10 protein-coding genes are annotated in these 14561 nt (G+C 64.2%); 6 read left to right on the forward strand and 4 right to left on the reverse strand.

Translation table 11 applies throughout. The features are described from left to right. Window positions 1–72: 72 nt before the first annotated feature. From IDH44_RS20625 to IDH44_RS20640, 4 genes are all read right to left on the reverse strand, one after another. Window positions 73–1776, reverse strand: a complete 1704-nt coding sequence (locus IDH44_RS20625) for an ABC transporter substrate-binding protein (RefSeq protein ID WP_190920708.1) — start codon at window positions 1774–1776, stop codon at window positions 73–75. Between the two features lie 15 nt (window positions 1777–1791). Next, window positions 1792–2691 carry a carbohydrate ABC transporter permease gene (locus IDH44_RS20630; protein ID WP_190920709.1) on the reverse strand — a complete coding sequence of 300 codons (900 nt, stop codon included), beginning with the start codon at window positions 2689–2691 and terminating at the stop codon, window positions 1792–1794. 16 nt (window positions 2692–2707) lie between these two features. Continuing rightward, complete coding sequence (locus IDH44_RS20635; RefSeq protein ID WP_223869881.1) at window positions 2708–3685, reverse strand: ABC transporter permease; 978 nt, start codon at window positions 3683–3685, stop codon at window positions 2708–2710. A gap of 1283 nt (window positions 3686–4968) precedes the next feature. Then, complete coding sequence (locus IDH44_RS20640) at window positions 4969–7314, reverse strand: helix-turn-helix domain-containing protein (protein ID WP_190920710.1); 2346 nt, start codon at window positions 7312–7314, stop codon at window positions 4969–4971. Window positions 7315–7506: 192 nt separating this feature from the next. Between IDH44_RS20640 and IDH44_RS20645 the strand changes: the two genes are divergently transcribed. From IDH44_RS20645 to IDH44_RS20670, 6 genes are read left to right on the forward strand one after another with little or no spacing between them, the layout of a single operon-like run. Next, complete coding sequence (locus IDH44_RS20645; RefSeq protein ID WP_190920711.1) at window positions 7507–8508, forward strand: beta-ketoacyl-ACP synthase III; 1002 nt, start codon at window positions 7507–7509, stop codon at window positions 8506–8508. Then, window positions 8498–9736 carry an ATP-grasp domain-containing protein gene (locus IDH44_RS20650; protein ID WP_190920712.1) on the forward strand — a complete coding sequence of 413 codons (1239 nt, stop codon included), beginning with the start codon at window positions 8498–8500 and terminating at the stop codon, window positions 9734–9736. Before IDH44_RS20645 ends, IDH44_RS20650 begins: the two co-directional genes overlap by 11 nt. Next, window positions 9736–10725 carry an NAD-dependent epimerase/dehydratase family protein gene (locus tag IDH44_RS20655; RefSeq protein ID WP_190920713.1) on the forward strand — a complete coding sequence of 330 codons (990 nt, stop codon included), beginning with the start codon at window positions 9736–9738 and terminating at the stop codon, window positions 10723–10725. The genes IDH44_RS20650 and IDH44_RS20655 overlap by 1 nt, the downstream gene beginning before the upstream one ends. Next, window positions 10722–11585 (forward strand): MBL fold metallo-hydrolase, encoded by an 864-nt coding sequence (locus IDH44_RS20660; protein ID WP_190920714.1) that lies wholly within the window; start codon window positions 10722–10724, stop codon window positions 11583–11585. Before IDH44_RS20655 ends, IDH44_RS20660 begins: the two co-directional genes overlap by 4 nt. Then, window positions 11582–12910 carry a F390 synthetase-related protein gene (locus IDH44_RS20665; RefSeq protein ID WP_190920715.1) on the forward strand — a complete coding sequence of 443 codons (1329 nt, stop codon included), beginning with the start codon at window positions 11582–11584 and terminating at the stop codon, window positions 12908–12910. The genes IDH44_RS20660 and IDH44_RS20665 overlap by 4 nt, the downstream gene beginning before the upstream one ends. Beyond that, window positions 12907–14064, forward strand: coding sequence for a GNAT family N-acetyltransferase (locus IDH44_RS20670; RefSeq protein WP_190920716.1), 1158 nt, complete (start codon window positions 12907–12909; stop codon window positions 14062–14064). Before IDH44_RS20665 ends, IDH44_RS20670 begins: the two co-directional genes overlap by 4 nt. The last annotated feature ends 497 nt before the right edge of the window (window positions 14065–14561 follow it).

Consider the following 14561-nt stretch of genomic DNA (forward strand, 5'->3'; position numbering starts at 1 on the left):
ACATCGTTCCTTTCTTAACAAAACGGCTCCCGTAGCCGATATGGCGACGGGGCCGTTTTGCATCATTAGTCCCTACTGAACTGCAGCCTTGCGCGTCTCGTAGGCCTCCTGGTAGATCTCCAGGTAGCGCGCCAGATTCATGCCGTCCAGCGTCGCCAGGTACTCCTCCCACTCGGCATCGTCCGCAATATCCGCGTCGCCGATAATGAAGCGGGCCAGCATTTCATTGGTGTAATCGTAGATCGTCTTGGACAGATCGGCCATCTCCTGCGACTGATCGACGGTGAAGTTGAGCGGCGGCAGCACGGTTTCGACATCGACGCGGTACGGCTCGTACTTGTCCTTCGTCTCGTCGTACAGGATCGTCTCCAACGGATTCTCCTCGTCGGCGACCTGGCCGAGTCGCAGCTCGTTCGGACGGTAGGCGATGCCGGTCTGCGACCAATGCTTGTTTTGCGTCACGCCGAATTTGGACATGTCCTTGTAGACGGCCGCCTCGCCGTTGATGCCGATCTCGCCGTCCTCGGCCCAGCGCCAGTCGGTCTCCGGCTCGCCGATCGTCGAGCGCAGCGTGACCTCGCGGTCGTAGAGCGCGTCAGCGAAGCGGAAGGCCGCTTCCGGATTGGCCGCTTCGCTGGTGATGACGAATTGGCCGGGGGCTACCTGGTACGGATCGTATTGCGTCAACTGCACGCCATCCGGTCCCTTGAGAGGCGGCACGGCGACGTAGTCCATCCAGCGGCCGCTGGCGCCGTTGAGCTGCGTGACGACGCTCATATTCGGACCGGAGACCGCGCCGAGTACGGCGACGTCCGGATTCTCGCCCAATTGCACGAGCTGCGCCGGATCGCGCATCAGCGCCTGCGGATCCATCAGACCGTCGGCATAGAGCCCGTTCAGATAGGCCAGTCCTTCGCGCCATCCGTCCTGTACGAACGGCACCGTCACCTCGTCCTGCTCGTTCAGGTAGACGCGTGTATAAGGCGCATAGGTGAAGCTGTTCATCAGGAAGTTCTCGACGCTGGTCGTCAGCGTAGACGTCTGTGATTGCGGCGGGGCGCCGGAGAATGGAATCTCGTCCGCTTTGCCGTTGCCGTTGGGGTCCTGCGTCTTGAAGGCTTCCAGCACGTCGTAGAATTCCTCCGTCGTCGTCGGCATGTCCAGACCGAGCTCGTCCAGCCACGGCTGGTAGATCCACATCTTCTGGCGCATCGAGCAATGGTAGCACTCGTTGGGGGCCGGCAGCGCATAGATGTTGCCGTCCGCCGAGGTGATCGTCGGCTCGACGAGCGGGCTTGCCTCGAACATCTTTTTCGTATTGACGCCGTATTCCGCGATGTAGTCGTTCAGCGGCAGCAGGATGCCCTGCTCGCCATAGAGCGCCTGCTGCTCGGCCGTGACGCCCATCGTCATGATCACATCGGGCAGATCGCCGCTCGCCAGCGTCAGATTGAGCTTCTCCGATACCATGCTCGACGGCACGAGCTCCCATTCGACATGGATGTTCGTCTGCTCCTCGAACCACTGCGTGAAGGCATTGGTCTCAAAGTCCTCCACCGCCGCATTGGCCCCCGTCATGACGCGCAGCGTGATCGGCTCGTCGACGATCGGGAACGTGCCCGCCGCGTTGACCGCAGGCGCCGAATTCCCGCCGTTGTTCCCGTTGCTATCCGTCGTCCCTCCGTTGTTGCCTCCGTCGCTGCAGGCCGCCAGCATACCGATGACCAGCGCGCTTGTCATAGCAAGCGCCGCTCCTTTTTTAATCCCCTTTTTCATGCCCCATCGTCCCCTTTACCCTTTAAGTGAGCCAATCATGACGCCTTTGACCAAATATTTCTGTATGAATGGATAGACGACCATCAGCGGGACCGTCGAGATGACGATCAGCGAATATTTCAGCAGCGTCTTGAGCGCTTCGCGCCGCGCCGCATCCAGCGGATCGCCGGAGAGCATCGCGACGTCTACGTCGTTCTGCACCAGGATATCCTTGAGCACGAGCTGCAGCGGGTACATATCCTGCGTCTTGAGATAGATCATCGCATTGAAGTATTGATTCCAGTTGGCAGCCGCGTAGTACAAGGTGATGACCGCCAGGATCGGGCCCGACAAGCGGATCACGATCTTCCAGAAGAACTGGAAGTCGTTGCACCCGTCCAGCTGAGCCGCCTCCAGCAGCTCGTGCGGGATCGACATCTGAAAATAAGTGCGGGTAATGATGACGTTCCATACCGTCAGCGCCGTAGGCAGCACCATCGACCATACCGTATCCAGCATGCCCAATTCGCGGACGAGCAAGTAGTTGGGGATCAGCCCGCCGGTGAACATCGTCGTGAACATGAAGAGAATCATGAACACATTCTTCCCGAAAAAGTCCCGCCGCGACAGCGGATACGCCGCCAGCACCGTGACCGCTACATTGATCGCGGTGCCCAGCGACGTATAAATAAACGAATTGCGAAAGCCGGTCCATACTTGATTATACTCGAAAACCGCCGTATAGCCCTCCAGGCTCGGCCGCACCGGCCAGAGCCACACCTCGCCGGAGACGACTGCCTGCGAGTCGCTGAAGGAGGCGCTGATGATGTAGAGGATTGGATAGAGCACGCTGAGGAACAGCAGAGTGATGAACACCCCGTTGGCCAGCGTAAACAGCTTGTCCGTCCACGATTCGTGCCGCAAAGAAAGATTCACGCCCTACGCCTCCTCTCTACCACAGGCTGGCCTGTCTTGTTTTTTGGGCGAGCTTGTTGACCGTCAGCAGCAGGATCAGATTAATGATTGACTTGAACAGTCCGATCGCCGTCGAATACGAGTAATTGGCGACCTGCGCGGTCAGTCCGACCTTGTACACATACGTATCGATGATTTCCGACGCCTTCAGATTAATTGGATTCTGGAGCAACAGCACCTTCTCGAAGCCCACATCCAGAATATGGCCGGTGTTGAGGATCAGCAGAATGACCGCCATCGGCATGATGCCCGGCAGATCGATGTGCCATACCCGGCGGAGCTTGCTCGCGCCGTCGACGACCGCCGCCTCGTGCAGAGCCGGATCGATCGAAGCCAGCGCCGCTATGAAGATAATACAGTTAAAGCCGGCATGCTGCCAGACGTCCGACCAGACATAGATGGACGAGAAAAGATTGATCTCCCCCATGAAGTTAATCGGTTCGAAGCCGAGAAAGCCGATGATCTTGTTGACGATGCCGATGCGCGGGTCCAGCAACTCCTTGATAATCCCTACCACCACGACGATCGAGATAAAATGCGGCGCGTAGGTGACCAGTTGGACCGCCTTCCGGTAAGACGTGCTGCGCAAGTAGTTGAGCCCCAGCGCAAGCAGGATCGGAAACGGAAAGCTCGCGACGAGATTGTAGAAGCTGAGCACGAGCGTATTGCGCAAAATACGCATGAAATCGTACGAGGTAACGAAACGCTCGAAATGCTTCAGCCCGACCCAATCGCTGCCCCAAATGCCTTTGGTGACGACAAAGTTTTTGAAGGCGATCTGCGCGCCGTACATCGGCACGTATTTGAATACGATGAGATAGAGGAACGGCAAGGACATGAGCACGTACAATTGCCAGCTTTTTTTTAGTTTCTTCAAGAACAGCGAAGCGCCCCGCTCCCGGCCGTCCATAGCCGCCGTCCCGCGCCGACGATCAACCGTGCTTTTCAGCTCCATTTGTTTCACCCCCTGTGTGTATCATGTCAAGAAGACGGCTGACGCGTGCGGCTGAGCCCGTGTCAGCGCCCCGACTGCGCCGCCAGGCTGCCAAAGCGTCATTGTGCAGGCGCTGGCCCAAAGCGGATTGCCGCACATGCAGCCGTGTTGCTCGCAATAGCGCAGCCCATGGCGCTCGTCCGCAACCCGTGCCGCTCGTCGCAACCGCAACCCAATGGCGCTCGTCCGCAGCCCGTGCCGCTCGTCGCAACCGCCCATGGCGTTCGTCGCAACCGCATCGCTCGCCGTCGACGTGTTCCCAGCATAGGTCGGATCGGCATGTCATGTAAATTGCAAGTTGCCCGGATGCTGTGCAAATCGTAAGAAAATCGCCTTTGCATTTACGCATTTCGTTTGCTTTTAGATAGATAAAAGCGTTTACTTTCCTTTATTTTCTAATTTAAGCGAATTCATTTTTAACTTCCATGTTAGTTTATTTAACATTATAAAAGTCTGGTTGGATGCCTCTAGCTATTCTTAAGCCATCTTATTCGCAGCAAACACCGATTCGCCGCCGAATAAAATCGCAAATAGACCCTCGATCGATCGCTGCACAACCTAATTCTGAGGCGTGCATGGCCCACTCTGCTCCCGCATCGCGAAAAGAAGCAAAAAACAGTCATTCAATTTTGAAGTGTGCTCATTTTTGAAGAAGTCCGTTGCGGTGCCAATCGCACGCAACATAATAAACTGACAGTTCACAGTTGCAGAAAATAAGCTCAAATTGTGAGGTTGCGCGGCGTATTTTGCTCCGGAGGCGGTTTTAAGCTCAAATTGTGAGGTTGCACGGCGTATTTTGCTCCGTGGGCGGATTTAAGCTCAAATTGCGGGGTTGTACAGTGTGCAATCTTACGGTGCTACCGAATGGACGCACGCGAGATCGAACCGGTGTGAGCACTCTAACTCGTGCGGGGCGGTGTAAGTCGAACGGCCAACCAACTCAGGCGGGGCGATCTAAAGTTGAGCGACCAATCCAACTCGATCTGAGTCGGCCGAAGGTGAGCGGACGATTCAGGTCGAGTGATTGGCAAATGCCAGATCGCGACACCACTTGGCGTGCATAACGGCTGCTTGGACGCAGCGGTGCTTGCGGCGCATGACTGGCCGATGCTTGAACGACGCGGTGCCTGTGGCGCATGACTCGCGACGGCTTGAGCGACGCGGCGCCTGTGGCGCATGACTCGCGACGGCTTGGGCGCCGCGGTGCCTGTGGTGCGTGACGGCGCCGCCAGCAACTCCGCGCTCTAAGTCGCAGAATTGCTGGCAGCGCCGGGCGGCGCGTCCTTTTGCGCCGATTCGCGGTAAGCGGTGGCGCTCACGCCGCTGCCGCGCTTGAAGGCGCGCGAGAACGTGCTGGCCGAGTGGTAGCCGACCTGCTCGGCAATCTGCCCGACCGGCAGCTCCGTCGCGGCCAGCAGCTCCCGAGCCTTGTCCATCCGCAGATTTTCCAGATACTCCGAGAAGGTCAGGCCCATCTGCTCCTTGAAAAACTGCGACATGTAGCCCTTGGAGATATGCATATGGTCGGCCGCCGTATCCAGACTGAGTCCGGAATGGCCGTAGCTTTGCTGCAAATATGCGAGAATGTCGTCCAGCAGACGGCTGTTGCGGCTTTTTTTGCGCTTGTCCACGACCGTGCTGATCGACTGGAACGCATCCGTCAGCGCATCGAGCGCCTGCTTCGGATTGTCCTGCATCCCGAGCTGCTGCTGCAAGTGCTTGATCTGTTCCGGGTCCGGCTGCATGAGCTGCTCCCGGACCTTGACCAGACAACTGATGATTTCGTAAAAAAACAGCTGCTGCATCGCGATCGGCAAATGACGCGCCTGGAAATTCACCTCGAACAGCGTGTGCAAAAGCCGCCCGACCTCCTCCGTTTCGCCCGCCTTGGTGCAGTTGATCAGCCGATTCTCCGTCTCGGGCGGAAAATAGAAGCCGCCTTGCACCGTCGGCAGTTCGTCGTACCAGACGATACCCGTGCCCGGGTCCGCGCCTTCCTGCATCGTGTAGAGCGACTGGCGCGCCTCCTCGTAGGAGCCCGCCACTTCGACTAGCGATGGGCAGATGCCGCCGACCGCGATGTGCAGATCGAGCTCCAGCCCGTCGCGGATGTTTTTGGCGATGTTGCCGAGTCGGCGATCGATCATGCTCCGGAAGACGGCCGGATCGCCGGACGCGTCGGTGAACAGGAGCGCAATCTTGTCCTCGGCAATCGGATAAGCCAGACGATCGTCGTCCAGCGTCTGCTGCAGCACCTTGCCGATGAGCACGCGCTCGACGTCCAGCGCCTGCAGCGTCTCGTCGCTCATGCCGCGCTCCCCGGCGCGAAAATGCAGCAGCGCAACCGCATACCCTGCCCCGCTCAAATCGACGCCCTGATGCTTGAGCAGCTTGTGAATCTCGTCGGCGCTCAAAAAATCGCCCTTGAGCAGCCGGACTAAAAAAGACTCCCACAGCATCCGCGATTGCCGCTCCATGGCGTTCTGCAGGGCGCCGTTGTCGTCAATCAGCCGATCGAGCGAATTCTGAATATAGCCGTACATGTCCTTGGGCCGCTCCGGCTCCGCCGATTCGAGACGTCCGGTCAGCGTCGATACGATCCGGACCAGCGGCCGGCCGTTGCGCGTGGCGAACAGGTAGGCCAGCAGCAGACCAATGACGAGAAACACCGCCACGATGGACAACGTTGTCTGCTTGATCGAGTCGACCTTGCCGAGCACGACGTGCGGCGGCTGCGCCACCACATAACGCCAGCCGTTGTATGCCGAGGTCGTGTAAGTGACCATCATGTCCCCGGTCGCCGGAGAAGCCTCGATCGTCCCCCTCGCCTCGGGGTATGCGACGCCGTCCGCAGCCGGCGATGCTCCCTTGGACAGCGAGCTGATGACCCGCCCGTGCTCGTCAAGGATCGATACCCAGCCGCCGTCGGAGATATCCAGGCCGCTCAACATCGCTTGCATGCTGCGATTGTCCACGAGCACGACCAGCGCCCCCTGAATACGGCTCGGGTAGCCGAGCGACTGCACATAGGTCAGCAGCGGCATCGGCCGCTCCTGATAGCTCGCCGCTCCGGCGAGCATCACCTCGCGATTGCGGTAGGTGCCCAGCAGCTCCTCGCGCCACATCTCGTAATCCATGCCTTCATAGGACAGCACATGGCGGTAGAAGGCTGGCAGCTCGTAGATGGAATTGGTCGACAGGGCGAGATCGCTGTTGCCGAAGATGAGATAATAGTCCAGCACGAAGTGGTTCGACGCGTTATAGGAATACAGATTTTTTTGCGTCTCGATGACCTTGAGCGTATTCTCCGAATTAAAAGGGTCGCGCACCCGTTGAAAGTTCTGCACCCGCGCATCGCCAGAGAGCTGAAGCGCGATCCGGTTGATCTCCGAGAAGCGGTTGTCCATCGTGCCCTTCACCTGATCGAGCAGCTGCATGTTGTTGCGCAGCACCTCGTCCTTGACCACATCGTAGGTCTGATTGTAAAAAAGTCCGCCCAGCAGCAGCGCTACGAGCATGAACAGGAAATAGGGAATCATCAGACGGACGAACAAATGCTGCCGTCCGAGCCGCTTCACCAGATACCTCATACGCCGTCCCTCCGTATCCATTGCATATTCATATTGTAAGCGGGGCTTGATCGACGCGCAAGCGATATTATCCTTCCCTGATTCCCTTAAGTATGGTTAAAAATTTCGTGCTTTGACAGGAATCGCCGCCGCTCTTGTCGAATTGAACCGCGTTACATTTGCTTTTTGCCAGCGACCGATAAGGAGAACAACATGAACATACGCAACGTAAAAATACTCGGCACGGGCGAATATGTGCCCGCCACAACGCTTACCGATCTGGAAATGGACGAGCGGCTCGGCATGCCGCCGGGCTGGTCCAGACGCACGACCGACGTCCAGAGCCGCCACTTCGCCGCGCCGGGCGAGCGCGCCGCCGTGATGGGCGCGCGCGCCGCAGAGGCCGCGCTCGAGGCGGCCAGCCTCGCACTGGAAGACGTGGATTGTCTCGTCTGCGCCAGCGGCACCCGGCAGCAGGCCTTGCCCTGCACCGCCGTCTTCATTCAGGAGGCGATGCAGGCCGGGCAGAGCGGCATCCCCGCCTTTGACATCGATGCGACATGCCTGAGCTTCCTGACCGCGCTCGATGTGATGAGCAGCCTCGTAGCGGTCGGCCGCTACCGGCGCGTGCTCATCGTCTCGGCCGAGATCGCGTCGGTCGGCCTGGACTGGACACACAAGGAGAGCGCCGCCCTGTTCGGCGACGGCGCCGCGGCTGCCGTCATCGGCCCTGCCGACGAGGCCGGGCCCTCGCGCATCCTGGCCGCCTCGCTGCGCACCTACAGCGCTGGGGCCGCCTTCTCCGAGATCCGCGCAGGCGGCACGCTTCGTCATCCCGACGGGCCGACGCCTGCGGCGGCCCAGGATTATCGCTTCGCGATGAACGGGCCCGCGATTTTCAAGATGGCCTCCCGCCTGCTGCCGGATTTTGCCCGCGAGCTGCTGACAGCGTCCGACACGACGATGGCCGCGATCCAGGCCGTCGTGCCCCATCAGGGCAGTGCGCTGGCGATGCGGCTGCTGGAGCGAAAGCTCGGGATTGCCCGCGAGCAGCTCGTCTACATCACCCCGACCCGGGGCAATACGATCGCGGCCTCGATCCCGATGGGGCTGCATGCCGCGATCGGCAGCGGACGCGTCAAGCGCGGCGACCGCGTGCTGCTGCTCGGCACAGCCGCCGGTCTGACGCTGGGGGGAGTCGTGCTTGACTATTAGCCAACGCGGGCGCCACAGCGCAGGGCGCGTGCTGTTGACCGGAGGGCGGGCGCCGGCTGCGCTCGAGCTGGCCCGTCAGCTCCATGCCGCAGGCTATGCGGTGGTGGCCGCCGAGAGCGCGCCGTACCATTTGTGCCGGGCCTCGCGGGCGATCGAGCGCAGCATCGCCGTACCCGCGCCGACCCGGGATCGGGCCGGCTTCATCGCCGCGCTCCAGGATGCGGTGCGGAGCTGGGACATCGATACGGTCCTGCCGACCTGCGAGGAGACGTTCCATGTCGCCCGGGATGCGGAGCGGCTCGCCGAGCGCTGCCGGGTGCTGACCGCCCCCTTCGCGCTGCTCGCGCAGCTGCATCACAAGGGCGAATTCATCCGCCTCGCCGAGCGCTGCGGCCTTCCCGTGCCGTATACCGCCACGCTGGAACGGCCCGACGCGTGGCAACGGCTGCGCACCGATCCGCGCTATGCGGACGGCCTCGTGCTCAAGCCCGCGTATTCGCGCTTCGCCGCCTCGGTCATTCGCATCGCGCCCGGCCCGCTGCATGCCTCCGGCGTCCTGCGCATCGAACGCCAGATCGCGGCCGCGGGCGCCTCGCCCGCGCGGCCATGGGTGGCGCAAGAGCTGCTGCAGGGCCAGGAATGGTGCACCTACAGCGCCGCCTGGAAGGGACGGCTGACTGCGCACGCGGCCTACCGCAGCCGGTTCCGCGCCGGCCGCGGCGCCAGCATTCACTTCGCGGCCGAGGCCCAGCCCCGGCTCGCGGAGTGGGTGGAGCGGTTCGTCGGCGCGATCCGGTATACCGGCCAGATCGCCTTCGACTTCATCGTCCTTCCGGACGGTCGCCCGCGCCCGCTCGAGTGCAACCCGCGGGCGACGAGCGGCGTTCACCTGTTCGGACCGCGTGATCGGCTGGCCGAGGCGCTGCTGACGCCGGAGCGGCTTTTGCATAGCGGAGAGCGCGCTGAGCCGGCGCCGGGAGGACGCGGCGCCATGGTGAGCGCGGCGATGCTGAGCTACGGACTCGCACAGGCGCTGCGCGAGCGGCAGCTGATGTCCTGGCTGCACGCCTGGCGCGCAGGCCGCGACGTCGTATACCGGCGCGGAGACCGGCGGCCGGCCCTCGAGCAGCTGCGGCTGCTCGCCTGGACTCGCCGCCTCGCCAGACGGCGGGGACTGACCCTGCTGGAGGCGTCGACGCTGGATATCGAATGGAACGGAGAGCCCTGATGCGTATACTTGTCACCGGAGCAACCGGTTTTCTCGGCAGTCGAACTGCTCTATTATTGAAGGAAGCGGGCTGGTCGGTCACCGGCGGCGGACGCGACCCCCAGGCCGGCGCGCGGCTGGAGGCGCAGGGCGTGCCCTTCCTGCCCCTGGACCTGCGCGACGGCGCGGCCATCGATCGCGCCTGCTCCGGCATGGACGCGGTCGTGCACTGCGCGGCGCTCTCTTCGCCATGGGGACGTTACCGCGACTTCTATGCGACCAATGTCGAAGGCACCGCCCGGATCGCCGAGTCGTGCTTGCGCGGCGGCGCGGGCCGACTCGTGTTCGTTTCCTCGCCGAGCGTTTATTTTGATTATCGGGATCGCCTCTTGACCAGGGAAAGCGACCCGCCGGCGCGCAGACCGGCCAATGCGTACGCCGCGACCAAGCTGGAGGCGGAGCGCGTCGTCGCCGCCTGCTCCGAGCGGGGGCTCGCGGCCGTGATCCTGCGTCCGCGCGCGCTGTTCGGACCCGGCGACCCGGCGCTGTTCCCGCGCCTGATGCGCGTCGGGAGCGGCCGCGGCATCCCGCTCATGAAGGGCGGCGCGGCGCTGATCGATCTCACCTATGTCGACGACGCCGCCCGCGCGATCATACAAGCCTGCACGGCTCCCGGCGCACCCGGACAGACGCTGAATCTCTCGGGCGGCGAGCCGCGCACGCTGCTGGCCATCATGACCCGGCTGTCGGAGCTGCTGGAGCTGCCGCTGCGGACCCGTCCGGTCGCTCGTCCGGCGGCGCTGGCCGCCGGCTCCCTGCTGGAGATGGCCTATCGCATACTGCCGCTGCCGGGCGGCGAGCCGCCGTTCACGCGCTACTCGGTGGCGCAGCTCGCCTACAGCCAGACCCTCGACCTGACGGAGGCGCGCCGCGTGCTCGGCTACGCCCCGCAGGTCGGCGTCGACGAGGGGCTGCGGCGCTTCGCGCAGTGGTGGAGGAGCAGCCGATGAGCGCGCGCCGCATCGTGCCCCTCGGGCTGCAGCTGCTCGCGGCCGGCAGCTGCAGCCATCCGGCGTTCGTGACGATCCGCGGCGGCTCGCTGCGCAAGACCGACTACCCGGCCGGGCTGGCGCTGATCCGCCATCCCGAGCATGGCTGGCTGCTGTTCGATACCGGGTATTCGGCGCGCTTCGCGGCGCTGACCGCAGCGCTGCCGTACGCGCTCTACCGCTGGCTCACGCCCGTCCGTCTGCGCGAGGCGGACACCGCGCTGCGGCAGCTGGCGCGACTGGGCATTGGCCCGACGGAGATCGGCACCGTCATCGTCTCGCATTTCCACGCCGATCATATCGGCGCGCTGCGCGACTTCCCGCTCGCTCGCATCCTTTACCCGCAGGCGGCCTACGAGGCCGTCCGCAGGCTCGGTCCGGTGCGGGCCACGCGCGCGGGATTCCTCCGCGGTCTGCTGCCGGAGCGCTTCGAGCGGGCGGCGCTGCCGATCGAGCGCTGCCCCGAGGCGGCGCTGCCGCCCGGCGCGCCGACTGCGACGGGACGCGACCTGCTCGGCGACGGCAGCCTGATCGCCGTGCCGCTGCCGGGCCACGCCGCCGGACAGATCGGCCTGCTGCTGACGACGACGGAGGGGCGGCGCTGCCTGCTGTGCGCCGATGCCGCCTGGTCGAGCCGCGCGCTGCGCGAGGACCGGCCGCCTCACCCGGCGGCCGGGCTGATCATGGACGACCGCGCCGCGTACCGCCGCACCTTCCGGGCGCTGCAGCGCTGGCAGACGGTCGATCCGGAGCTCGTCATCGTGCCGAGCCATTGCCCCGACTATTACGATCCGACCTGCAAGGAGGTGCGCCGGCTATGATCGATCAGGCAGCGGCATTCCTGCTCCGCTACGCCCGCAGCCGCCGGCCCCGGCGCTGGCGGGACCGCGCCCATCTGGAGGCCTGGCAGGAGCGGCGCATTCGCCGCCACGTCGCGCAGGTGCGGCGCCGCTCGCCGTATTACCGGGAGCTGTGGGACGGCATCCCGGACGAGCGCTGGCGCGAATTTCCGCAGATTGACAAGTCCGCGATGATGGCGAATTTCGAGCGCCTCAATACGGCCGGCATCGATCGCGAGGAAGCGTTCGCGGTTGCCGCGAGGAGCGAGCACACGCGCGATTTTCGCCCCACGATCGACGGCGTCACGGTCGGCCTGTCCTCCGGCACCTCCGGCCATCGCGGCCTGTTCCTCGTCGGCCCTCGCGAGCAGGCGGCCTGGGCCGGGGCGATGCTCGGCCGGATGCTGCCGGGCGGCCTGCTGCGGCGCTGTCGGATCGCGCTGTTCCTGAGGGCGGACAGCAATCTGTACGAATCGGTCGGCCGCGGCAGGCTGGCGTTCGGCTTTTACGATCTGCTCGTGCCGATGGAGGCGCATCTCGAGCGGCTGGAGCGCGAACGGCCCGATTGCCTCGTCGCCCCGCCGTCCGTCCTGCTCCGGCTCGCGCGCGCGGCCGAGCGCGGCGCGCTGCGCTGGCGGCCGCGGCGCCTGATCTCGGCCGCCGAGGTGCTGGACCCGCGCGATGGCGAGCGGATCGAAGGCGCATTCGGCCAGGTCGTGCACCAGATCTACCAGTGCACCGAAGGGTTCCTCGGCTGCACCTGCGCGCACGGCACGCTGCATCTGAACGAAGACCTCGTCGCGATCGAGCGCGAATACGTCGCGGGCCGTCCGGACACATTCGTCCCGGTCGTGACCGACTTCTCGCGCACGACGCAGCCGATCATCCGCTACCGGCTCAACGATCTGCTCACGCTGCGGCGGGAGCCGTGTCCGTGCGGCTCGCCCTTCACCGCGCTGGCGCGGATCGAGGGGCGGTGCGACGATGTGTTCTGCGCCGAGCCGCTCGCAGGCGGCGGGACGGGGCCGCTGATCGCTGTCTATCCCGACTTCGTGACGCGGGCGATCCTCGCCGCCTCGCCGGCGATCGAGCAGTACCGCGCGATTCAGATAGACGCCGAGACGTGGACGATCGAGCTGGACGTCGCCCCTGCGCAGCGCCGCTCGGCGGAGGCGGGGGTGCAGCGCGAGCTCGCCGCGCTGTGCCGGCGGCTCGCCTGCAGGATGCCCGCGCTGCAGTTCGCGCCGTATGCCGCGCACCACGGCCCGGCCAAGCTGCGCCGCGTCGAGCGGAGGTGGCAGCCATGAGCGTGCAGGTCCGGCTCTACGAGGCCGATGAGGCGCTGCGCCGCGTGTCCTGGCCCGATAGCGCCTACGGCCGCTACGCCCGGGCCTATCTGACGCCCCTGCTCGCGCATGGGTCCGCTCACTATGTGCGCAATGTCCGCACCCGGCTGCTCGTCGCCGAGGTCGACGGCATCCCGCTGCCGCTCACCGTCAACGAAGCGGAGTACGACAACGCCTATGTGTGCTCGCCGTACACCCACTATATCCGCTACGCCCGCCAGGAGCTGCACGCGTATGTCAACCGTCCGCTGGCGGCGGTGCTCTCGCCCGTGCTCGGCGGCGTAGGGGCGCTGCTGCGGCTCAGCGGCTTTGATCGCGTCGTCCAGGTGAACAATTGGCTGCTGTCGACCAATCTGTATCCGCGCCTGAGCCTCCGGCAGCATGCGGCGCTCCTGGACGTGCTGCGGCAAACGATGCCGAAGCATGCCATCGTCTGCCGCTCATTGACCGCAGCGCTCAATCCGGATGCGATCAGAGCTGTGCGCGACAGCGGCGGGCTGCTCGTACCGAGCCGGCAGGTGTACCTGCTGCGCACCGATCGGGAGCCGCTCGCAGACGCCAAGGCGCGGTGGCTGCTCAAGCGCGACGGCGCCCTCGCCGCCGCGCACGGGTACGAGCCGGCCGGGCCCGGCGAGCTGACGGCCGCGGACATCCCGCGCATCGTCGAGCTGTACGAGCTGCTGTATCTGGACAAGTATTCGCACTGCAATCCCGCCTTCACGCCCGCGATGATCGCAGCCGCGCTGCAGGACGGCATCCTCGAGCTGCACGGCTACCGCCGTGAGGGACGGCTGGATGCAGTGCTCGGCTTCTATGAGCGCAACAGCGTCATGACGACGCCGCTGTTCGGCTACGACACACAGCTGCCGCGCGAGCTCGGCCTGTATCGCATGCTGTCGGAGCGGCTCATCCGGCTGGCTCAGGCGCGCGGCTGTCTGCTGCACGAGAGCTCCGGCGCGGCGCAGTTCAAGCGCAATCGCGGCGCCGTCGCCGAGCTCGAATACACCGGCCTCTGCGCCGCGCATCTGCCGCTCGGCAGGCGCCTGGGCTGGCGCGCGCTGGAGCGGCTGCTCGGCGGCATCGGCGTCCCGCTGCTGCGCAAGTACAAGCTTTAAGGCATGCGCCCTATAGCACGCATCACTGCAAATCGTGCTACAGGGCGCATGAGCCACCGCTCACGCTGCAAGACTTGCACCAGGGTCCATGATCCGGCGCGCATCCTGCAGATCGTGCTCCTGAGCTCCTGCTGCCGGCGCGATCACTGCAGATCGTGCTCCAGAGCTCCTGCAGCCGGCGCGATCGCCGCTGGACCTATAATCTGGAATCTGCAACTGCGAGATACAGGACGCAGGAGATTCCAAGAAGATTTACATAGCGAAGGGGATATAGCAGCAAGGAATAGGGAAACAATGCATGACAGCGTACCATTGAAGGAGGGAGTCCCCCATGTCACAAGATCGGAACCGAACCGTGCTGCCCGTCGCCCCCGTCGACCTCGTGACCGGCGCTTCGAGCGGCTTCGGCCTGCTGATCGCAATCGAGCTGGCCGGGCGCGGCCGCCGCGTGCTGGCCGGTCTGCGCCGCCCGGAGCGCGCCGCCGCGCTGCTCGGCG

It is taken from the genome of Paenibacillus sabuli, assembly GCF_014705605.1.
Taxonomy (GTDB): domain Bacteria; phylum Bacillota; class Bacilli; order Paenibacillales; family Paenibacillaceae; genus Paenibacillus_D; species Paenibacillus_D sabuli.